Below are 20956 nucleotides of genomic sequence, written 5' to 3' on the forward strand. Positions count from 1 at the left end.
CCGCCAAGCGCACCCCCGCCCAGCGCACCCCCGCCGAGCGCACGGCGTCCACGTCCTGACGCGTGATCCGCGGTAGTCGACCGGATCCCGGGCCCGCACCCGGGAACCGGTCGACGACGCCGGATCATCCGCGGGGTCAACGGCAGATGTCGTTCGCCCGGACGGCGGGGTTCGTGAGCGGAGCGTCGCCGGACGCTGGCAGACTGCGTTCATGGAGGGCACGGGAACCGCACGCACGATCGAGTCGCTGCCCAAGGCCCACCTCCATCTGCACTTCACCGGCTCGATGCGGCCGTCCACGCTCAGGGACCTCGCCGCCAAGCACGGCATCCGGCTGCCGGAGAGCCTGCGCGAGCAGCACCTGCTCCGACTCACCCCGGACGAGCGCGGCTGGTTCCGGTTCCAGCGGCTCTACGACGCGGCGCGCAACTGCGTCCGGGACGCCGACGACATGCGCCGGATCGTCCTCGAGGCCGCGCAGGACGACGCCGCCGAGGGTTCCGGCTGGCTCGAGATGCAGGTCGACCCGACGTCGTACGCACCGCACGTCGGCGGGCTGACCAACGCGCTCGAGATCGTCCTCGACGCGGCCCGGGAGGCGAGCCGGACGACGGGCTGCAGCGTCGGCGTCGTCGTCGCCGCGAGCCGGATCCGGCACCCGCTCGACGCCCGCACCCTGGCCCGGCTCGCCGCCCGGTACGCGGGTGACGGGCCCGGGGACGTCGTCGGCTTCGGGCTGAGCAACGACGAGCGGCGCGGCGCGACCGAGGAGTTCGCCGCCGCCTTCGGGATCGCCGCCCGGGCCGGGCTCGCGAGCCTGCCGCACAGCGGCGAGCTGCTCGGCCCCGACCACGTCGACACCACCCTGCGCTACCTGCGCCCCGCGCGCCTGGGCCACGGCGTGCGCAGCGGGGAGGACCCGGCCGTGCTGGCCCGGATCGTCGACGCCGGGATCGCCCTCGAGGTGTGCCCCGCGAGCAACGTCGCGCTCGGGGTCTACCCGACGCTCGCCGAGGTCCCGCTGCGCCCGCTCGTCGACGCCGGCGCCGTCCTCGCTCTCGGCGCCGACGACCCGCTGCTGTTCGGCCCGCGGCTCGCGGCGCAGTACGAGGCCGCCCGCGACGTCCACGGCTTCGACGACGCCGGGCTGGCGCACCTCGCGCGCAGCTCGATCGAGGCGTCCCGGGCGCCGACCGACGTCCGCAAGCGCCTCCTCGCGGCCGTCGACGACTGGCTCGCCGCCCCGGCCTGACCAGCCCGCCGGGGAGCGGGCGCGGCCGGGCGAGCAGCCGTCAGCCGCCGGGGCTCGGCAGGATCCCGCGCTCCATGGCGACCGTGACGGCCCGGGTCCGGTCGTCGACCCCGAGCTTGGCGAACGCCCGCAGCAGGTGCGTCTTCACGGTGGCCTCGCCGATGAACAGTGCCCGCCCGATCTCGGCGTTCGAGAGCCCCTGGGCGACCGCCGCGAGCACCTCGACCTCGCGCGGGGTCAGCGGGTCCGCCGCCGGGGTGCGCATCCGGGACACGAGCCGGGCCGCGACCGCCGGGGCGAGCACGGTCTCGCCGCGCGCCGCCGACCGGACCGCCTCGACGAGCTGCACCCGCGGGGTGTCCTTGAGCAGGTAGCCGGTCGCCCCCGCCTCGACCGCACGGACGATGTCGGCGTCCGTGTCGTACGTCGTGAGCACGAGCACCCGGACCTCGGGGTGCGCGGCGAGGATCGCGCCGGTCGCCGCGGCACCGTCCATCGTCGGCATCCGCAGGTCCATGAGGACGACGTCGGGCGCCAGCGCGGCCACCCGCGCGACCGCCTCGGCGCCGTCCCCGGCCTCGCCGACGACCTCGAGGTCGGTCTCGACGTCGAGCAGCCCGACGAGGCCCGAGCGCACGACCGGGTGGTCGTCGACGACGAGCACCCGGATCATGCGGCGCCGCCCGCCGCGACGAGCGGCACCCGGACGACGAGGTGCGTGCCGCCGCCGGGCGCGCTCGCGACGTCGACCTCCCCGCCGACCTCGCCGACGCGGCCCCGCATCCCGGTGAGCCCGTAGCCCTCGGCGGACCCCGGCGTGAAGCCCTGGCCGTCGTCCGTCACCTCGAGCCGCACGTCGCCGTCCTCGGGCACGAGGCGCAGGACGACGCTGCTCGCCCCGGAGTGCCGGCGGACGTTCGTCAGCGCCTCCTGGACGGCGCGCAGCAGCACGACCTCGCCGTCCCGCGTCAGATGCGCCACGGCCTCCGGCGCCTCGACCCGGACGGCGAGCCCGGTCTCGCGGGCGAACCGCTCGCCGAGCCGGCGGACGGCGTCGGCGAAGGTCCGGCCGTCGAGGTCCACCGGCGACAGCGCCGCGACGAGGGCCCTGGCCTCGGCGAGGTTGTCCCGCGCGACCTCCTCGATCGTCCCGAGCCGGTCGGCGGCGGCGTCCGGGTCGTGCGGCAGCCGGGCGGCCGCGCCCTGGGCGAGCATGACGATGCTCGTGAAGCCCTGGGCGAGCGTGTCGTGGATCTCCCGGGCGACCCGCTCCCGCTCCGCGAGCGCCCCCCGGGCGTTCTCCGCCGCGGCGAGGTCGGCCCGGGCCGTCTGCAGCTCGGTGATGAGGTCGGCGCGGCCCTTGGACTGGTCGATGATCCGGGCCACCCAGAACCCGAGCAGCACGCTGAACCCGAGGGCCACGAGCAGCTGCGGCGCGACCTCCCGGAGCACCTCCTGCGTCCAGCCGATGTTCGACATGAACCCGGCACCGGCGCTCAGGGTGAGCGCGGTGGCCCAGAAGGCGCCCCACGTCGTGCTCCGGCTGAACATCCACACGTGCGAGAAGACGACGAAGAGCAGCATCGACATCGTCACGTCGAGCGCGCAGGCGAAGCCCACGACGGTCACCGCGATGGTCAGGTAGGCCGGGCTGCGCCAGTCGTCCCGGCAGTCGCCGCGCAGCACGAGCAGCGCGTACGACGCCCCGAGGACGGCGACGAGCACGAGCCCCTCGACCCGCTGCCCGGTCGTCAGGTGCGTCGTCGCGAGCAGCCAGACGGCGGCCAGGACGACGAACAGCCAGAACGCGACGTGCCAGCCGACGAGGAACCGCTCCCAGACGTGGGCGGTCCCCGCAGGGCCGGGTGCCGGGTCCTCGGGGACGACGTCCACGCTCATGGCGTCCATTCTCACCCGGCTCAGCCGGCGTCCCGGCGCTGCCAGCGGAACGTCCGCAGCGCGAGGAGCAGGCCGACGACCGTCCACGCGGCGAGGACGAGCGCGGTCTGCCCGAGCGCCCACGTGCCGCCGGTCTCCTGCGTCGCGAAGTCGGCCGGCAGGAACACCGACCGCATCCCCTGGGCGAGCCACTTGAGCGGGAAGACCGCCGCGATGTTCTGCATCCACCCCGGCAGCTGGCTGTAGACGAAGAAGACCCCGGAGATGAACTGGAGCACGATGACGACGGGGCTGACGACCGCGCCGGCGCTGCGGGAGGACCGCGGGACGCTCGAGTAGGCGATCCCGACGACGGTCCCGGCCGCCGTCCCGAGCACGAAGATCCAGGCGAAGCGCAGCCACAGCCCGCCGGACGTCGGCAGGTCGAGCCCGTAGAAGAGCTTGCCGACGGCGAGCAGCACCGCGGTCTGGACGACGCTCGTCACGAGGACGAGCCCGATCTTGCCGAGGAAGTACGCCGCCGGCGGCATCGGCGTCCCGCGCAGCCGCTTGAGGGCACCGTCGTCGCGCTCCACGGCGATCCCGATGGCGAGCGACTGGAAGCTCGACAGCGCGATGCCGGAGGCGATCATCCCGGCGGTGAAGTACTGCGTGAACGAGACCCCGCCGCCGATGTCGCCGGAGAAGACGGCCCCGAAGATGAAGAGCATGATCACCGGGAACGCGAAGGTGAAGACCATGCTGTCGCGCTCGCGGAAGAACTCGCGCAGCTCGATCCGGGTCCGGGCGACGCCGAGGCCGACCACGGACGGCGTGCGCTGCGGGCGGGGGCGGGCGGTGCCGCTCGTGGTGCTGGTCGTGGGGCTGGTCATCGGGTGCTCCTCGCGAGCTCGGCCGCGGCGTCCTCGACGTCGCCGATCAGGGACAGGTAGACGTCCTCGAGGCTCGGCCTGACGACCTGCAGGCCCGGCACCTCCCCGTCGAAGCGTCCGGCGAGGTCGACGACGAACCGGGTCGGGGCGTCGGTCGACTCCTCCCGGACGGCGCCGTCCTCCTCCCAGCGCACCCGGGCCCGGTGCGCCATCCGGCCGCCGAGCCGCTCGGGGGTGTCGAGGGCGACGATCCGCCCGGAGGCGATGACGGCGACCCGGTCCGCGAGCTGCTCGGCCTCGTCGAGGTAGTGGGTCGTCAGCAGGATCGTCGTGCCGTCGCTGCGCAGGGAGCGCACGAGGTCCCAGAAGTCGCGGCGCGCCTGCGGGTCGAAGCCCGTCGTCGGCTCGTCGAGGAAGAGCAGCTCGGGGTTCCCGACGATGCCGAGGGCGACGTCGAGGCGGCGGCGCTGGCCGCCGGACAGCGCCCGCATCCGGGCCCTGCGCTTCTCCTCGAGGCCGACCGCGGCGATGACCTCGTCGGGGTCGCGGGAGCCGGGGTAGTAGAGCGCGAAGTGCCGGACCATCTCCTCGACGGTCAGCTCGGCGTTCTCGTTCGAGGTCTGCAGGACGATCCCGATCCGGGACCGCCACGAGCGCCCCGCGGACGCCGGGTCCGCGCCGAGGACGTCGACCTCGCCGCCGTCCCGGTGCCGGTAGCCCTCGAGGATCTCGACGGTCGTCGTCTTGCCCGCGCCGTTCGGGCCGAGGAGCGCGAAGACCTCGCCCCGCTCGATGTCGAGGTCGATGCCGTCGACGGCCTGCTTGTCGCCGTAGCTCTTGCGCAGGCCGCGCACCCGGACGGCGTGGGAGTCCCTCGCCGGGCCGGGGTGCGTGGCCGGGGTGGTCGCCGGTGTCGTTGCCATGCGTCCAGCCTCGTCGCCCGCCGCCGGCCGCGCGACGACCGAACGTCTGTCCCGGCGTCCACCGACCGGTGGACGTCAGTCGTCGCTGCCGTGCCCGCCGCTGCCCTTGCCGGAGCCGCCCTTGCTCGAGCCACCCTTGCCCGAGCCGCCGCTGTCGTCGCTGCCCTTGCCCGAACCGGAGCGGGTGCCGCCCTTGTCGTCGGCCTGGGTGTCGTCGGAGCCGCCGGAGCCGCTCTTGCGCAGCCCGCCCTTGTCGTCGCCGGCCTCGGTGCCGCCGTCGCCCGTGTCGTCGCTCCCGTGACCGCCCTTGTCGTCGGCGGCGTCGTCCCCGTCGTCCCGGGACGTGCTCGGGGTGGCCCGGGCCGAGGGCGTGTCGTCGTCCGCGGGCTCCGACTGCGACGTGTCGGACAGGTGCAGGCTGCGGTCCCCGCGGACGACCCGCTCCGGCGGCGGCGGCTGCGCCGCCGACCAGACGGCACCCGTGGCGACCGCGGCCGCCACGACGACGAACGCGACCGAGCCGAGGGCGTTGAGCGGGCGGGACATGGGTGAGGGACCTCCACCGGGAGCCGGGCCTGGCGGCCGGGTGCGTGACGCACCCGGCCACCCTCAGTTCTGCCAGCCCGCGGCTGCAGCGGCCAGATGCACCTTCGGGCTAGTACCGCCGTCCGGCGGGCCGCCCGGGGTGTCCTCGGTCGTGCCTGCAGTCGTGCCTGCGGTCGCGCGTCAGCGCGCCTCGGCGAGGAGCCGCTGGATCCGGCCGACCCCCTCGGCGAGGTCCTCGTCGCCGAGCGCGTAGGACAGGCGCACGTAGCCGCTCGGCCCGAACGCCTCGCCGGGGACGACCGCGACCTCGGCCTCCTCGAGGATGAGCGTCGCGAGCTCGGCGGAGGTCTGCGGCGTCCGGCCGCGGATCGTCCGGCCGAGGACGCCCTTGACGCTCGGGTACACGTAGAAGGCGCCCTGCGGCGTCGGGCAGACGACGCCGTCGATCTCGTTGAGCATGCGGACCATCGTCCGGCGGCGGCGGTCGAAGGCCACCTTCATGTCGTCGACGGCCGACAGGTCGCCCGAGACGGCGGCCAGGGCGGCCCGCTGGGAGACGTTCGCGACGTTCGACGACAGGTGCGACTGCAGGTTCGTCGCCGCCTTGACGACGTCCTTCGGGCCGATCAGCCAGCCCACCCGCCAGCCGGTCATCGCGTACGTCTTGGCGACCCCGTTGAGGACGACGCAGGTGTCGGCGAGCTCGGGGACCTCGACGGCGATGGACGCCGCGCGCACCCCGTCGTAGACGAGGTGCTCGTAGATCTCGTCCGTGATGACCCAGACGCCGTGCTCGACGGCCCACTGCCCGATCGCCCGGACCGCCTCGACCGGGTACACCGAGCCGGTCGGGTTGGACGGCGAGCAGAACAGCAGCGCCTTCGTCCGCGGCGTGCGGGCCGCCTCGAGCTGCTCGACGGTGACGAGGTAGTCCTGGTCCTCGCCGGCGAAGACCTCGACGGGGACGCCGCCCGCGAGCCGGATCGCCTCGGGGTAGGTCGTCCAGTACGGCGCGGGGAGGATCACCTCGTCGCCCGGGTCGAGCAGCGTCGCGAACGCCTGGTAGACGGCCTGCTTGCCGCCGTTGGTGATGAGCACCTGCTCCGGCGTCACCGACAGGCCGGAGTCGCGCGCGGTCTTGGCGGCCACGGCGGCCCGCAGCTCGGGCAGGCCGGCCGCGGGGGTGTACCGGTGGTTGGCGGGCTGCGCGCACGCGGCGACGGCGGCCTCGACGACGTAGCCGGGGGTGGGGAAGTCGGGCTCGCCGGCGCCGAAGCCGATCACCGGCCGGCCGGCGGCCTTGAGCGCCTTGGCCTTGGCGTCGACGGCGAGCGTCGCCGACTCGGCGATCGAGCCGATCCGGCGGGACACCCGGGCGGGGGCGTCGGCGTCGTCGGCGACGGGAGGGGCCTGCGGGATGGTCTGTTCGGTCACGGGCCCATCCTTCCACCGCGGGCGGGACGGCTCGCCACGCATTACGCCGCCGCGCCGCGGCGGGTCGGCGCCTCCTTACCACCCGCGCCACGCGGTCGGTTCGACCCGGGGCCGCCGGGTTGCGTATAGTCGCTTACCGGTGGTTGCGAACCGCCATGATGGCGCCTGCCCGGCAGGCCCGTCGGGGCGGCTCACGATCTCCTAGGGCAGTGGCGCAACTGGCAGCGCTCCGGTCTCCAAAACCGGCGGTTGGGGGTTCGAGTCCCTCCTGCCCTGCGAACGACCAGAACGACCCGTGGCTCAGCGGTGCGGAGACCCTCGCCGGTCGCCGGACCAGGCGCGACGGGCCCGAACCGACAGCCGATCATCAGGTGGATCTCGTGACGACAACGCCCGCGACGAAGAGCCGGCGGCGTGGAGGCGGTCTCGGCCTCTTCGTGAGGCAGGTCGTCGCAGAGCTGAAGAAGGTCGTCCGGCCCACCCGGAACGAGCTGGTCACCTACACCGCGGTGGTCCTCGTCTTCGTCTGCGCCGTCATGGGCTTCGTCTCGGTGCTGGACTACGGGTTCGGCAAGCTCGTCCTGTGGGTCTTCGGCGGGTCGAGCTGACACCGGGCCCGGCGTGAGCCGGAGCCAGATCCGCACAACGACCGACAGGCGAAGGAAGTAGGACGACAGGTGTCCGAGCAGAGCCCCCACCTCGACGTGGACGACGACCTCGACAGCACGACCGGGGTCTCGGGCGAGGCCGCCCCCACGTGGGAGGACTTCGAGCGCGGCGCGGAGCCGTCCGACGCCGACGCGCAGGCCGACGAGGCGGACGACGCCCCGGCCGCGGTCGACGCGACCCCCGCCGCCTCCGACGACACGGCTGACGACGAGGCCGACAACGAGGCCGACGACGACGCCGCCTCGTCGGCGTCGTCGGNCTCGGCGACCGGGCCGACGACGCCGACGAGGCGGACGACGAGCCCGCGGCGGACGCCGCGGACGAGGCCGCCGGGCAGACCGAGGACGAGGACGGCGACGTCGTCGACCCGGTCGCCGAGTTCAAGACGCAGCTGCGTCGCGCCCCTGGCGACTGGTTCGTGATCCACTCCTACGCGGGCTACGAGAACCGGGTCAAGGCCAACCTCGAGAACCGGACCTCCAGCCTCAACATGGAGGACTTCATCTTCCAGGTCGAGGTCCCCATGGAGGAGGTCACCGAGATCAAGAACGGGCAGCGCAAGCTCGTCCGTCGGGTCCGGATCCCCGGCTACGTGCTCGTCCGCATGGACCTCACCGACGAGTCCTGGGGCGCCGTCCGGCACACCCCGGGCGTCACCGGCTTCGTCGGCCACACCCACCAGCCCGTGCCGCTGAGCCTCGACGAGGTCTTCTCGATGCTCGCGCCGTCGCTGCAGGCCGCCGAGGGCGCCAAGCCCGCGAAGGCCGAGATCAAGGTCGTCGACTTCGAGGTCGGCGAGACCGTCACGGTCATGGAGGGCCCCTTCGAGACCCTGCCGGCGACGATCAGCGAGATCAACGCCGACCAGCAGAAGCTCAAGGTGCTCGTCTCGATCTTCGGGCGCGAGACCCCGGTCGAGCTGTCGTTCTCGGACGTCTCCAAGCTCTGACCCCACGAGTTCGCGGACGACGGGCCACGCCGTCCGCTGGCCCGTACGGGCCGAACCGCACGGTCACGCGACCGTGCAGACCACCGAACAGAAGGACCCGGACATGCCCCCCAAGAAGAAGGTCTCAGCTCTGATCAAGCTGCAGATCAACGCCGGCCAGGCGACGCCGGCGCCGCCGATCGGCCCCGCGCTGGGTCAGCACGGCGTGAACATCATGGAGTTCTGCAAGGCGTACAACGCCCAGACCGAGGGCTCGCGCGGCAGCGTCATCCCGGTGGAGATCACGGTCTACGAGGACCGCTCCTTCACCTTCATCACGAAGACGCCGCCGGCCGCCGAGCTCATCAAGAAGGCCGCGGGCGTCCCCAAGGGCTCCGGCGAGCCGCACAAGACCAAGGTCGGCAAGCTCACCGCCGCCCAGGTCCGCGAGATCGCCCAGACCAAGCTCGAGGACCTCAACGCGAACGACCTCGACCAGGCGTCGAAGATCATCGCCGGGACCGCGCGCTCCATGGGCATCACCGTCGAGGGCTGAGCACCACCCCCGACGCACCACCCGAAGCACCGCACCTCAAGCACCATCCGCAGTGGCAGGGCCCGCGCGGCCCACGAGACCACGACTCCACGTACCGAGGAGCAGCAATGCAGCGCAGCAAGGCCTACCGGTCCGCCGCCGAGAAGATCGACGCGGACAAGCTCTACGCCCCGCTCGAGGCCGTCCGGCTCGCGAAGGTGACCTCGACGACGAAGTACGACGCGACCGTCGAGGTCGCGTTCCGTCTCGGCGTCGACCCCCGCAAGGCCGACCAGATGGTCCGTGGCACCGTCAACCTCCCGCACGGCACCGGCAAGACCGCCCGGGTCCTGGTCTTCGCCACCGGTGACCGTGCAGCGCAGGCCGAGGCCGCCGGCGCCGACTACGTCGGCTCCGACGACCTGCTCGAGAAGATCCAGGGTGGGTGGCTCGACTTCGACGCCGTCGTCGCCACCCCGGACCTCATGGGCAAGGTCGGCCGGCTCGGCAAGGTGCTCGGCCCCCGCGGCCTCATGCCCAACCCCAAGACCGGCACGGTGACCATGGACGTCGCCAAGGCCGTCGAGGAGATCAAGGGCGGCAAGATCGAGTTCCGCGTCGACAAGCACGCGAACCTGCACTTCATCATCGGCAAGACCTCGTTCGACGAGACGGCGCTCCTGCAGAACTACGCCGCCGCGCTCGACGAGGTGCTCCGGCTCAAGCCGTCCGCGGCCAAGGGCCGGTACCTCCGCAAGGCCACGATCGCGACGACGATGGGCCCGGGCATCCCGGTCGACCCGAACCGCACGCGCAACCTCGAGGCCGAGGACGTCGACGCCTGACGCGTCGCCCCTCACCCGCAGCAGGACCGCCAGGGCCCGTCGTCCACCCGGACGGCGGGCCCTGGCGCCGTCCGTCCGTCCCCATCCCCGTCACCGCTGCCCGGAGGACCACGCCCGTGACCCGCCTCAACGCTCCTGCCGCCGCGGCCGCCGTCCTGGTGCTCCTCACGGGCTGCAGCGACGCGAGCACCCCGACGACCGCACCTGCCGCGTCGGCGTCATCGGCCTCGTCCGCGTCGTCGGTGGCTCCGGCGTCCTCGCCCGCGACCGCCGCGGGCGAGGACGCCGCAGCGCTCGCAGCGCGGGTCGTCGCGGCGATGGACGCGAGGAAGACCGCGAAGGTCTCCATGACCGCGCAGAGCCCCGCCGGGACGACCACGGGCTCCGGCGCGACCCGTTTCGGCGAGAGCACCGACATGGCGATGCGCGTCGTGGCCGGTGCCACGACGATGAACCTCGTCCTGCTCGGGACGTCGGTCTACGTGCAGTCGCCGAGCCTGCCGACGAAGAAGTGGATCAAGATCTCGGCCGGGGCGACCGACCCGCTCTCGCGGGCCCTCGCGCCGACGCTGGAGTCGATCTCCTCGAACGCCTCGATCGAGGCGATGCTCGACAGCTACCAGGGCATCCCGGTGACGAAGGCCGGCACCTCGACGCTCGACGGCGTCCCGGTCGCCGAGTACGTCTACGCCCTCGACGCCGCCGCCCTCACCGCCGGGATCCCCGAGTCGCTGCGTGCCCAGGCCGGCACCCAGTTCGACGGCGCGACCGGCACGACGTCGATGTGGGTGGACGACGAGGGTCTCGTCCGCAAGGTGCTCGCGACGGTGAGACTCACCAGCGGGACGTCACAGACGACGCTGCGCTACACCGACTGGGGTGCGCCGGTGACGATCGACGCCCCGTCGGCGGCCGACGTCGTCGACGCGGCGAGCCTCTCCTGACGGCGGCGACCGGCGGCCGTTCAGCCGGCCACGGTCGCGGCGAGCGTGCCGCCGAGGTCCCGGCAGGCCTGCCGGACGTCGGCGTCGACGGGCCCGGTGACCTCGAGCGGGGCCGCGACAGGCCTCCACCCGAGCCCTCCGGCGAGCGACGTGACGGCCCGGACGGCGCCGGTGACGTCGTCGTTGCCGTGCACCCACAGCCCGTACGGCCGGCCCGCGACGGCGTCCAGGCACGGGTAGTAGACGGTGTCGAAGAAGTGCTTGAGCGCCCCGGACATGTAGCCGAAGTTCGCCGGCGTCCCGAGCAGGTAACCGTCGGCGGCGAGCACGTCCGCGGCCCCGGTCGACAGCGCGGGGGAGGCGACGACGTCCACCGCCCCGCCGAGGTCGGGGTGCTGAGCCCCGGCGAGCACCTCCTCGAGGAGGGCACGCGTCGCGGGCGAGGGCGTGTGGTGGACGACGAGCAGACGCGGCACGCTCCGAGGCTACGGTGCCCCGCCGGCCGTCCGAGGTGCTGGGGGAGAGGCGATTTGGTGGGGTGGTCGCGCGTCCCGTAGTCTGAAGGCTGCCGAAGACCGCCGGTCGCCACCCCGCAAGGGTGGTCGAAGGTCCCGCATCACGCGGGCGGCCCGCGCAGGTGAACGAGACGCTCGTGCAGCACGTACCGCCACGCCCGCGAGGGTGGGGCCGGCACGCCTCCACAACGCCCCGTGCGCCTGCGCCGGGGCGTTCCGCATGTCCGGGCCCTTCTGCGCAGACCGGCACCACTGCACGGAAGGAGAGCCATGGCGAGGCCCGACAAGGCCGCCGCGGTTGCTGAGATCACGGACCGGTTCCGTGAGTCCAACGCCGCTGTGCTGACCGAGTACCGCGGGCTGACCGTGGCGCAGCTCACCCAGCTCCGCAAGAGCATCGGTGGCAACGCCACGTACTCCGTGGTGAAGAACACGCTGACCGAGATCGCCGCGAAGAACGTGGGCATCTCCGCGTTCGACGGCCAGCTTGCTGGCCCGACAGCGATCGCCTTCGTCACCGGTGACCCGGTGGAGACGGCGAAGGGTCTGCGCGACTTCGCCAAGACGTTCCCCGCGCTCGTCATCAAGGGCGGTGTCCTCGACGGCAAGCCGCTGACCGCCGACGAGGTGAAGAAGCTCGCCGACCTCGAGTCGCGCGAGGTTCTGCTGGCCAAGATGGCGGGCGCCATGAAGGCGTCGCTCAGCAAGGCCGTCTACCTGTTCGCCGCCCCGCTGTCGCAGGCGGCGCGGACCATCGACGCGCTCCGCCTCAAGGCGGAGAGCGACCCGAGCGTCCTCGCGGGCGGTGCCGGCACGCCGGCCCCGGTCGCCGAGGCCGCCCCCGCCGAGGTCGAGGCCGCGGCCGAGACCGAGGCACCCGCTGAGGCCGAGCCGGCCGCCGCGGAGACCACCGAGGGCTGAACCGCCCGCCACCACCGCGGGCGCCCTCGCCTCGCGGATCCACAAGGGAAGGACACGCCACCATGGCGAAGCTCAGCACCGACGACCTCCTTGACGCGTTCAAGGAGATGACCCTCATCGAGCTCTCCGAGTTCGTGAAGAAGTTCGAGGAGACCTTCGAGGTCACCGCCGCCGCCCCGGTCGCCGTCGCCGGCGTCGCGGGCCCCGCCGCCCCGGCGGAGGAGGTCGCGGAGCAGGACGAGTTCGACGTCGTCCTCGAGGCTGCCGGCGACAAGAAGATCCAGGTCATCAAGGAGGTGCGCACGCTGACGTCCCTCGGTCTCAAGGAGGCCAAGGACCTCGTCGACGGCGCGCCGAAGCCGGTCCTGGAGAAGGTCAACAAGGACGCAGCGGAGAAGGCCAAGGCTGCCCTCGAGGGCGCCGGCGCCACCGTCTCCGTCAAGTGACGTCGCGCCCCGTGAGGGGCGCGCTCACTGCACCACCCGCACCATCTGCACCATCTGCACCACCGCGAACGGGCGGCCGGACCTCCGGCCGCCCGTTCCGCGTCCGCGGGGGTGTGTCGGTGCTGGACACGGGCACCGTCGCGTGCCTGAGGTCGATCACGGTCCGTGCCCGTGCCGTCGTTGCTCCGTTCGGGTGACCGCGTGACACGCCACGCAGCGACCGACGGCCGAGTTCTCTTGACGCACCGCCTACGGCCAGTCATCCTCGTTGTGGCCCCACATGGCAGGTCGCAAGGTACGAAGCGGCTCTGTCGGGGGTTCGCAGTACAGGTTCCAGCGGCCCAGGAGGTGCCCGGTCAGACCCGCGAGAGGTTTCGCGAGGTCCCGGGAGGTCACTCCTGCGTGGCGGCTGGACATCTCTTCGCGCGCACGGTAGTCTGCCGCTTTGCGCCCGCCCTGTGCCTACCCGTGGATCAGCCACGGGGCACTCGGTGTGCGCCCGTAACGCCCGCAGGCCCGTGGAAGGACCCCTCTTGGCCGCCTCGCGCACCGCGTCCGCTCTTGGCTCGATCGCCCGCACAGCAGCAGGCCGTATCTCGTTCGCAAAGATCAGGGAACCGCAGGAGGTCCCGAACCTCCTCGCTCTCCAGACGGAGAGCTTCGACTGGCTCCTCGGTAACGACAAGTGGAGGGGCCGCGTAGAGGCCGCTCTCGCCGGCTCCCGGCAGGACGTCCCGACCACCTCCGGTCTGGAGGAGATCTTCGAGGAGATCTCCCCGATCGAGGACTTCTCGGGATCCATGTCCCTGTCGTTCCGGGACCACCGCTTCGAGCCGCCCAAGTACTCGATCGACGAGTGCAAGGAGCGGGACATGACCTACTCGGCCCCGCTCTTCGTGACGGCCGAGTTCATGAACACCACCACCGGTGAGATCAAGAGCCAGACGGTCTTCATGGGCGACTTCCCGCTCATGACCGACCGCGGCACCTTCGTCATCAACGGCACCGAGCGCGTCGTCGTCTCCCAGCTCGTCCGCTCGCCGGGCGTGTACTTCGAGCGCACCGCCGACAAGACGAGCGACAAGGACGTCTACACGTCCAAGATCATCCCGTCGCGGGGTGCCTGGCTCGAGTTCGAGATCGACAAGCGCGACATGGTCGGTGTCCGCATCGACCGCAAGCGCAAGCAGTCGGTCACGGTCCTCCTCAAGGCCCTCGGCTGGACCGAGGCGCAGATCCTCGAGGAGTTCGGCGACGTCGAGTCGATGCGCGCCACGCTCGAGAAGGACCACACCGCCGGTCAGGACGAGGCGCTCCTCGACATCTACCGCAAGCTGCGTCCGGGCGAGCCGCCGACCCGTGAGGCCGCGCAGACGCTGCTCGACAACCTGTACTTCAACCCCAAGCGCTACGACCTCGCGAAGGTCGGCCGCTACAAGATCAACAAGAAGCTGGGGCTGGAGCAGGGTCTCGAGCAGGGCACCCTGACGATCGAGGACGTCGTCGCGACGATCCGCTTCCTCGTGTCGCTGCACGCCGGCGCCACGACGATGCCGGGCACCCGCAACGGCGAGCCGTTCGAGGCGCGCGTCGAGGTCGACGACATCGACCACTTCGGCAACCGCCGCCTGCGCACCGTCGGCGAGCTCATCCAGAACCAGGTCCGTACCGGCCTGTCCCGGATGGAGCGCGTCGTCCGCGAGCGGATGACGACCCAGGACGTCGAGGCGATCACGCCGCAGACGCTCATCAACATCCGCCCCGTCGTGGCCTCCATCAAGGAGTTCTTCGGGACGAGCCAGCTCTCGCAGTTCATGGACCAGACGAACCCGCTCTCCGGGCTCACCCACAAGCGCCGCCTGTCGGCGCTCGGCCCGGGTGGTCTCTCGCGCGAGCGGGCGGGCTTCGAGGTCCGTGACGTGCACCCGTCGCACTACGGCCGGATGTGCCCGATCGAGACGCCGGAAGGCCCGAACATCGGCCTCATCGGCTCGCTGTCGACGTACGCGCGGATCAACCCGTTCGGGTTCGTCGAGACCCCGTACCGCAAGGTGAACGACGGTGTCGTCACGGACGACATCCACTTCCTCACCGCGGACGAGGAGGACGAGTTCGTCATCGCCCAGGCCAACGCGCCGATCGCGGAGAACCAGCACTTCGCCGAGGACCGCGTGCTCGTCCGTCGTAAGGGCGGCGAGATGGAGCTGTGGCCGGCCGACGGCGTCGACTACATGGACGTCTCGGCGCGCCAGATGGTCTCCGTCGCGACCGCGATGATCCCGTTCCTCGAGCACGACGACGCCAACCGCGCCCTCATGGGCTCGAACATGATGCGCCAGGCCGTCCCGCTCGTCATGGCGGAGACGCCGCTCGTCGGCACCGGCATGGAGTTCCGTGCCGCGGTCGACGCCGGCGACGTCGTCATCGCGGACAAGGCCGGTGCCGTCACCGAGGTCTCGGCCGACGCCGTCACCGTCATGAACGACGACGGCACGCACACGACGTACCGGATCGCGAAGTTCCGCCGGTCGAACCAGGGCACCGCGTACAACCAGCGCGTGCTCGTCGACGAGGGCGACCGCCTCGAGGTCGGCGGCGTCATCGCCGACGGCCCCTCGACCGACATGGGCGAGATGGCGCTCGGCAAGAACCTGCTCGTCGCGTTCATGTCGTGGGAGGGCCACAACTACGAGGACGCGATCATCCTGTCGCAGCGCCTCGTGCAGGACGACGTCCTGTCCTCGATCCACATCGAGGAGCACGAGGTCGACGCCCGGGACACCAAGCTCGGCCCGGAGGAGATCACCCGCGACATCCCGAACGTCGCCGAGGACGTCCTCGCCGACCTCGACGAGCGCGGCATCATCCGGATCGGTGCCGAGGTCGTCCCCGGCGACATCCTCGTCGGCAAGGTCACGCCCAAGGGCGAGACCGAGCTGACGCCCGAGGAGCGCCTGCTCCGCGCGATCTTCGGCGAGAAGGCGCGCGAGGTCCGCGACACCTCCCTCAAGGTGCCGCACGGCGAGTCCGGCACGGTCATCGGCGTCAAGGTGTTCGACCGCGAGGAGGGCGACGAGCTCCCGCCCGGCGTCAACCAGCTCGTGCGGGTCTACGTCGCCCAGAAGCGCAAGATCACGGACGGCGACAAGCTCGCCGGCCGGCACGGCAACAAGGGCGTCATCTCGAAGATCCTCCCGGTCGAGGACATGCCGTTCCTCTCGGACGGCACCCCGGTCGACGTCGTGCTCAACCCGCTCGGTGTCCCGAGCCGGATGAACATCGGCCAGGTCCTCGAGACGCACCTGGGCTGGGTCGCCTCCCGCGGCTGGTCCGTCGAGGGCACCCCGAAGTGGGCGTCCCGGCTGTCCGACGAGGCCCGCTCGGCCGATGCCGGCCAGCGCGTCGCGTCGCCGGTCTTCGACGGCGTCAAGGAGGAGGAGATCATCGGTCTCCTCGACTCCTCGACGAAGACGCGGGACGGCGTCCGGCTCATCGACGGCACCGGCAAGGCGCAGCTGTTCGACGGTCGTACGGGTGAGCCGTTCCCGATGCCCATCTCGGTCGGCTACATGTACATCCTCAAGCTGCACCACCTCGTCGACGACAAGATCCACGCCCGCTCGACGGGTCCGTACTCGATGATCACGCAGCAGCCGCTCGGTGGTAAGGCGCAGTTCGGCGGTCAGCGCTTCGGCGAGATGGAGGTGTGGGCCCTCGAGGCCTACGGCGCCTCCTACGCGCTCCAGGAGCTGCTGACGATCAAGTCGGACGACGTCCTGGGCCGGGTCAAGGTGTACGAGGCGATCGTCAAGGGCGAGAACATCCCCGAGCCGGGCATCCCCGAGTCCTTCAAGGTGCTCATCAAGGAGATGCAGTCGCTGTGCCTCAACGTGGAGGTGCTCTCCAGCGACGGCCTGGCGATCCCCATGCGTGAGACCGACGAGGACGTCTTCCGTGCCGCCGAGGAGCTCGGCATCGACCTGTCCCGGCGCGAGCCGAGCAGCGTCGAAGAGGTCTGAGCCCGTCCGGGACCGCCCGCCCCCTAGGGGCGGGCGGCACCCCGTCCGGCACGGGCGCCGCGGTTCGCGGCGGACACGGCCGGCCAGCTACGTAGTCATCGAGCAAAGACACAGCACCACCACGAGAAAGCAGGCAGCGTCTTGCTGGACGTCAACAACTTCGACGAGCTTCGCATCGGCCTCGCCACGGCCGAGGAGATCCGTCAGTGGTCGCACGGTGAGGTCAAGAAGCCGGAGACCATCAACTACCGCACGCTCAAGCCGGAGAAGGACGGGCTCTTCTGCGAGAAGATCTTCGGTCCGACCCGGGACTGGGAGTGCTACTGCGGCAAGTACAAGCGGGTCCGCTTCAAGGGCATCATCTGCGAGCGCTGCGGCGTCGAGGTCACGCGCGCCAAGGTGCGTCGTGAGCGGATGGGCCACATCGAGCTCGCCGCCCCGGTCACCCACATCTGGTACTTCAAGGGTGTCCCGAGCCGCCTGGGCTACCTGCTCGACCTCGCCCCGAAGGACCTCGAGAAGGTCATCTACTTCGCGGCGTACATGATCACCTGGGTGGACGACGAGTCGCGTCACCGCGACCTGCCGTCGCTCGAGGCGAACATCGAGGTCGAGAAGAAGGAGATCGAGAACCGTCGCGACTCCGACGTCGACGCCCGCGCCAAGAAGCTCGAGGCCGACCTGGCCGAGCTCGAGGCCGAGGGTGCCAAGGGCGACGTCCGCCGCAAGGTCAAGGAGTCGGCCGAGCGCGAGATGGCGCAGCTGCGCAAGCGCGCCGACGCCGAGGTCGACCGGCTGCAGCAGGTCTGGGACCGGTTCAAGAACCTCAAGGTCCAGGACCTCGAGGGCGACGAGATCCTCTACCGCGAGATGCGCGAGCGGTTCGGCCTGTACTTCGAGGGCGGGATGGGCGCGGCCGCGATCCAGAAGCGGCTGGAGTCCTTCGACCTCGACGCCGAGGCCGAGAGCCTGCGCGAGACGATCGCGACCGGCAAGGGCCAGCGCAAGACGCGTGCCCTGAAGCGGCTCAAGGTCGTCTCCGCGTTCCTCACGACCCGCAACTCGCCGATGGGCATGGTCCTCGACTGCGTCCCGGTCATCCCGCCGGACCTGCGCCCGATGGTGCAGCTCGACGGCGGCCGGTTCGCGACGTCCGACCTCAACGACCTGTACCGCCGGGTCATCAACCGGAACAACCGGCTCAAGCGTCTGCTCGACCTCGGTGCCCCCGAGATCATCGTGAACAACGAGAAGCGGATGCTCCAGGAGGCCGTCGACGCGCTGTTCGACAACGGCCGCCGCGGCCGGCCGGTCACCGGGCCGGGCAACCGCCCGCTCAAGTCGCTGTCCGACATGCTCAAGGGCAAGCAGGGTCGGTTCCGCCAGAACCTGCTCGGCAAGCGCGTCGACTACTCCGGCCGTTCGGTCATCGTCGTCGGCCCGCAGCTCAAGCTGCACCAGTGCGGCCTGCCCAAGCAGATGGCGCTGGAGCTGTTCAAGCCGTTCGTCATGAAGCGGCTCGTCGACCTCAACCACGCGCAGAACATCAAGAGCGCCAAGCGGATGGTCGAGCGCGCGCGCCCGGTCGTCTGGGACGTGCTCGAGGAGGTCATCTCGGAGCACCCGGTGCTGCTGAACCGCGCACCGACGCTGCACCGCCTCGGCATCCAGGCGTTCGAGCCGCAGCTCGTCGAGGGCAAGGCGATCCAGATCCACCCGCTCGTCTGCACCGCGTTCAACGCGGACTTCGACGGCGACCAGATGGCGGTGCACCTGCCGCTGTCGGCCGAGGCCCAGGCCGAGGCGCGGATCCTCATGCTCTCGAGCAACAACATCCTCAAGCCCGCCGACGGCCGGCCCGTGACCATGCCCACCCAGGACATGATCATCGGCCTGTACCACCTCACCTCCCAGCGGGAGGGCGTGACCGGTGAGGGCCGCTCGTTCGGCTCGGTCGCCGAGGCGATCATGGCGTACGACGCCCGCGAGCTCGACCTGCACGCCAAGGCCAAGATCCGCATCGCGGGTGTCGTGCCGCCGGCGTCGTGGGTCGCGCCCGAGACCTGGGAGGCGGGCGACCCGATCGTCCTCGAGACCAGCCTCGGTCGCGCGCTGTTCAACGAGACGCTGCCGCCGGACTACGTGTTCGTCGACACCGACGTGGACAAGAAGGAGCTCTCGCGGATCGTCAACGACCTCGCCGAGCGCTACCCGAAGGTCGCCGTCGCGGCGACGCTGGACGCGCTCAAGGAGGCCGGCTTCCACTGGGCCACCCGCTCCGGTGTCACGGTCTCGATCTCGGACGTCGTCACGCCGCCCGGCAAGCAGGACATCCTCGACCGCTACGAGATCAAGGCGGCGAAGGTCCAGTCGCAGTACGAGAAGGGCCTCATCACCGACGACGAGCGTCGGCAGGAGCTCATCGAGATCTGGACCCAGGCCACCAACGAGGTCGCCAAGGAGATGGAGGGCAACCTCCCGCGGACGAACTCCATCTACAAGATGGTCGCGTCCGGTGCCCGTGGTAACTGGATGCAGATGCGCCAGATCGCGGGTATGCGAGGCCTCGTCGCCAACCCGAAGGGCGAGATCATCCCGCGCCCGATCAAGGCGAACTTCCGCGAGGGCCTGACCGTGCTCGAGTTCTTCATCTCGACGCACGGTGCGCGAAAGGGTCTGGCCGACACCGCGCTGCGGACGGCGGACTCCGGCTACCTGACGCGTCGTCTCGTCGACGTCGCGCAGGACGTCATCATCCGCGAGGAGGACTGCGGCACCGAGCGCGGTCTCATGATGCCGATCGCGACCGAGATCGCCGGTGGCGGCCTGCGCCGTCACGACGACGTCGAGACGAGCGTGTACTCGCGCTCGTCGGCCGAGGACGTCGTCGTCGGCGGCGAGGTCCTGCTCCCGGCGAACACCGACCTGGGCGACGTGAACATCAACGCCCTCGTCGAGCGCGGCGTGAAGCAGATCAAGGTCCGCTCGGTCCTCACCTGCGAGTCCAAGGTCGGCACGTGCGCCCGGTGCTACGGGCGTTCGCTGGCGGCCGGGATCCTCGTCGACATCGGCGAGGCGGTCGGCATCATCGCCGCCCAGTCGATCGGCGAGCCGGGCACGCAGCTGACGATGCGGACCTTCCACACCGGTGGTGTCTCCTCCGAGGGCGGTGACATCACCCACGGTCTGCCGCGTGTCCAGGAGCTCTTCGAGGCGCGCACCCCGAAGGGTGTCGCCCCGATCTCCGAGGCGGCCGGCCGGGTCCGGATCGACGACGCGGAGCGCTCGCGCAAGCTCGTCGTCGTGCCGGACGACGGCTCGGAGGAGATCGCCTACCCGATCTCGCGGCGGTCCCGTCTCCTCGTCGAGGACGGCGGCTCGGTCGTGGTCGGCCAGCAGCTCATCCAGGGCGCCGTGGACCCCAAGCAGGTCCTGCGCATCCTCGGGCCGCGCGCCGTCCAGGTGCACCTCGTGGACGCCGTCCAGGAGGTCTACCGGAGCCAGGGCGTGTCGATCCACGACAAGCACATCGAGGTCATCGTCCGCCAGATGCTCAAGCGGGTGACGATCATCGAGTCCGGGGACGCCGAGCTGCTGCCCGGCGAGCTCGTGGAGCGTTCGCGCTTCGAGGGCGAGAACCGGCGGGTCGTGTCCGAGGGCGGTACGCCGGCCTCGGGTCGTCCCGAGCTCATGGGCATCACGAAGGCGTCGCTGGCGACGGAGTCGTGGCTGTCCGCCGCGTCCTTCCAGGAGACGACCCGGGTCCTCACCGACGCCGCGATCAACGGCAAGAGCGACCCGCTGCTCGGTCTCAAGGAGAACGTCATCATCGGCAAGCTCATCCCGGCCGGCACGGGGCTTCCCCGCTACCGGAACATCCGGGTCGAGCCGACCGACGAGGCGAAGGCCGCCATGTACACGATGCCCGGCTACGAAGAGGTCGACTACGGCCACTTCGGCACCGGCAGCGGTGCGGCGGTCCCGCTCGAGGAGTTCGACCTCGGACGCTACGACCGCTGACGCGGTCGCCGGGGCACTGTTCCCACGGTGTCGCCGGCGCCGGTGGGGGAGGGCAATATCAGCCCTCCTCCGGCCGGCGTCGGCGACCCGCCGGGGGACCCGCCGACGGGGCGGGGGCCGTTTTGACGCTCGCTGCGGCAGACGGGTAACCTCGACATCCGTGCCTGGGTCTGCCCGGGCCTTCCCGG

Annotated in this window: 16 protein-coding genes, 1 tRNA gene and 1 pseudogene; 11 read left to right on the forward strand and 7 right to left on the reverse strand. The window is 71.4% G+C overall.

The window, feature by feature from the left end; translation table 11 throughout:
- Nucleotides 1-211: 211 nt before the first annotated feature.
- Nucleotides 212-1252: an adenosine deaminase gene (locus EDJALFJO_RS27975; RefSeq protein WP_088289612.1), complete on the forward strand. Its 1041-nt coding sequence runs from the start codon at nt 212-214 to the stop codon at nt 1250-1252.
- A gap of 40 nt (nt 1253-1292) precedes the next feature.
- Here the strand turns inward: EDJALFJO_RS27975 and EDJALFJO_RS27980 are convergent, their stop codons facing one another.
- The 6 genes from EDJALFJO_RS27980 to EDJALFJO_RS28005 form a co-directional block, all read right to left on the reverse strand.
- Entirely contained in the window at nt 1293-1925 is a 633-nt protein-coding gene (locus tag EDJALFJO_RS27980; protein ID WP_088289613.1) for a response regulator transcription factor, read from the reverse strand.
- Nucleotides 1922-3151, reverse strand: a complete 1230-nt coding sequence (locus EDJALFJO_RS27985; RefSeq protein WP_158220593.1) for a sensor histidine kinase — start codon at nt 3149-3151, stop codon at nt 1922-1924. The genes EDJALFJO_RS27980 and EDJALFJO_RS27985 overlap by 4 nt, the downstream gene beginning before the upstream one ends.
- Before the next feature lie 20 nt (nt 3152-3171).
- A complete protein-coding gene (locus EDJALFJO_RS27990) occupies nt 3172-4023 on the reverse strand; it encodes an ABC transporter permease (RefSeq protein WP_088289615.1) in 852 nt (283 codons plus the stop codon).
- Entirely contained in the window at nt 4020-4946 is a 927-nt protein-coding gene (locus EDJALFJO_RS27995; RefSeq protein WP_088289616.1) for an ABC transporter ATP-binding protein, read from the reverse strand. The genes EDJALFJO_RS27990 and EDJALFJO_RS27995 overlap by 4 nt, the downstream gene beginning before the upstream one ends.
- A gap of 75 nt (nt 4947-5021) precedes the next feature.
- Entirely contained in the window at nt 5022-5492 is a 471-nt protein-coding gene (locus EDJALFJO_RS28000; RefSeq protein WP_088289617.1) for a hypothetical protein, read from the reverse strand.
- Nucleotides 5493-5672: 180 nt separating this feature from the next.
- Nucleotides 5673-6968, reverse strand: a complete 1296-nt coding sequence (locus EDJALFJO_RS28005; RefSeq protein WP_088289618.1) for a pyridoxal phosphate-dependent aminotransferase — start codon at nt 6966-6968, stop codon at nt 5673-5675.
- 161 nt (nt 6969-7129) lie between these two features.
- Between EDJALFJO_RS28005 and EDJALFJO_RS28010 the strand changes: the two genes are divergently transcribed.
- From EDJALFJO_RS28010 to EDJALFJO_RS34595, 6 genes and pseudogenes are all read left to right on the forward strand, one after another.
- A tRNA-Trp gene (locus EDJALFJO_RS28010) sits at nt 7130-7202 on the forward strand.
- Between the two features lie 104 nt (nt 7203-7306).
- A complete protein-coding gene (secE, locus tag EDJALFJO_RS28015; RefSeq protein WP_158220594.1) occupies nt 7307-7534 on the forward strand; it encodes a preprotein translocase subunit SecE in 228 nt (75 codons plus the stop codon).
- A gap of 320 nt (nt 7535-7854) precedes the next feature.
- Nucleotides 7855-8544: pseudogene (nusG, locus tag EDJALFJO_RS28020) on the forward strand (transcription termination/antitermination protein NusG); the annotation flags it as partial.
- A 103-nt stretch (nt 8545-8647) separates the two neighbouring features.
- Nucleotides 8648-9079, forward strand: a complete 432-nt coding sequence (rplK, locus tag EDJALFJO_RS28025) for a 50S ribosomal protein L11 (RefSeq protein WP_088289620.1) — start codon at nt 8648-8650, stop codon at nt 9077-9079.
- A 107-nt stretch (nt 9080-9186) separates the two neighbouring features.
- Nucleotides 9187-9903, forward strand: a complete 717-nt coding sequence (rplA, locus tag EDJALFJO_RS28030) for a 50S ribosomal protein L1 (RefSeq protein WP_088289621.1) — start codon at nt 9187-9189, stop codon at nt 9901-9903.
- A gap of 116 nt (nt 9904-10019) precedes the next feature.
- Nucleotides 10020-10847: a hypothetical protein gene (locus tag EDJALFJO_RS34595; protein WP_088289622.1), complete on the forward strand. Its 828-nt coding sequence runs from the start codon at nt 10020-10022 to the stop codon at nt 10845-10847.
- Nucleotides 10848-10867: 20 nt separating this feature from the next.
- Here the strand turns inward: EDJALFJO_RS34595 and EDJALFJO_RS28040 are convergent, their stop codons facing one another.
- Complete coding sequence (locus EDJALFJO_RS28040; protein WP_088289623.1) at nt 10868-11323, reverse strand: flavodoxin family protein; 456 nt, start codon at nt 11321-11323, stop codon at nt 10868-10870.
- A 309-nt stretch (nt 11324-11632) separates the two neighbouring features.
- Between EDJALFJO_RS28040 and rplJ the strand changes: the two genes are divergently transcribed.
- The 4 genes from rplJ to EDJALFJO_RS28060 all read left to right on the forward strand — a co-directional run bounded on the left by rplJ (nt 11633) and on the right by EDJALFJO_RS28060 (nt 20768).
- The gene (gene rplJ / locus EDJALFJO_RS28045) at nt 11633-12283 is read left to right on the forward strand and encodes a 50S ribosomal protein L10 (protein ID WP_088289624.1); all 651 of its coding nucleotides are present in this window, start codon (nt 11633-11635) and stop codon (nt 12281-12283) included.
- Between the two features lie 62 nt (nt 12284-12345).
- Nucleotides 12346-12729, forward strand: a complete 384-nt coding sequence (rplL, locus tag EDJALFJO_RS28050) for a 50S ribosomal protein L7/L12 (protein ID WP_088289625.1) — start codon at nt 12346-12348, stop codon at nt 12727-12729.
- 533 nt (nt 12730-13262) lie between these two features.
- Entirely contained in the window at nt 13263-16748 is a 3486-nt protein-coding gene (gene rpoB / locus EDJALFJO_RS28055; RefSeq protein ID WP_088289626.1) for a DNA-directed RNA polymerase subunit beta, read from the forward strand.
- A 141-nt stretch (nt 16749-16889) separates the two neighbouring features.
- Nucleotides 16890-20768, forward strand: coding sequence for a DNA-directed RNA polymerase subunit beta' (locus tag EDJALFJO_RS28060; RefSeq protein WP_088289627.1), 3879 nt, complete (start codon nt 16890-16892; stop codon nt 20766-20768).
- The last annotated feature ends 188 nt before the right edge of the window (nt 20769-20956 follow it).

Origin of the sequence: Kineosporia sp. A_224, assembly GCF_002198655.1 — a bacterium.
Taxonomy (GTDB): domain Bacteria; phylum Actinomycetota; class Actinomycetes; order Actinomycetales; family Kineosporiaceae; genus R-H-3.

Excerpts from the sequence above, each read along its gene's own strand:
- rplJ (WP_088289624.1), top strand. The coding sequence starts at position 11,633 with ATGGCGAGGCCCGACAAGGCCGCCGCGGTTGCTGAGATCACGGACCGG.
- rplK (WP_088289620.1), top strand. The coding sequence starts at position 8,648 with ATGCCCCCCAAGAAGAAGGTCTCAGCTCTGATCAAGCTGCAGATCAAC.
- rplL (WP_088289625.1), top strand. The coding sequence starts at position 12,346 with ATGGCGAAGCTCAGCACCGACGACCTCCTTGACGCGTTCAAGGAGATG.
- EDJALFJO_RS27995 (WP_088289616.1), bottom strand. The coding sequence starts at position 4,946 with ATGGCAACGACACCGGCGACCACCCCGGCCACGCACCCCGGCCCGGCG.
- EDJALFJO_RS27975 (WP_088289612.1), top strand. The coding sequence starts at position 212 with ATGGAGGGCACGGGAACCGCACGCACGATCGAGTCGCTGCCCAAGGCC.
- rplA (WP_088289621.1), top strand. The coding sequence starts at position 9,187 with ATGCAGCGCAGCAAGGCCTACCGGTCCGCCGCCGAGAAGATCGACGCG.
- EDJALFJO_RS27980 (WP_088289613.1), bottom strand. The coding sequence starts at position 1,925 with ATGATCCGGGTGCTCGTCGTCGACGACCACCCGGTCGTGCGCTCGGGC.
- EDJALFJO_RS27985 (WP_158220593.1), bottom strand. The coding sequence starts at position 3,151 with ATGAGCGTGGACGTCGTCCCCGAGGACCCGGCACCCGGCCCTGCGGGG.
- EDJALFJO_RS28005 (WP_088289618.1), bottom strand. The coding sequence starts at position 6,968 with ATGCGTGGCGAGCCGTCCCGCCCGCGGTGGAAGGATGGGCCCGTGACC.
- EDJALFJO_RS28000 (WP_088289617.1), bottom strand. The coding sequence starts at position 5,492 with ATGTCCCGCCCGCTCAACGCCCTCGGCTCGGTCGCGTTCGTCGTCGTG.
- EDJALFJO_RS27990 (WP_088289615.1), bottom strand. The coding sequence starts at position 4,023 with ATGACCAGCCCCACGACCAGCACCACGAGCGGCACCGCCCGCCCCCGC.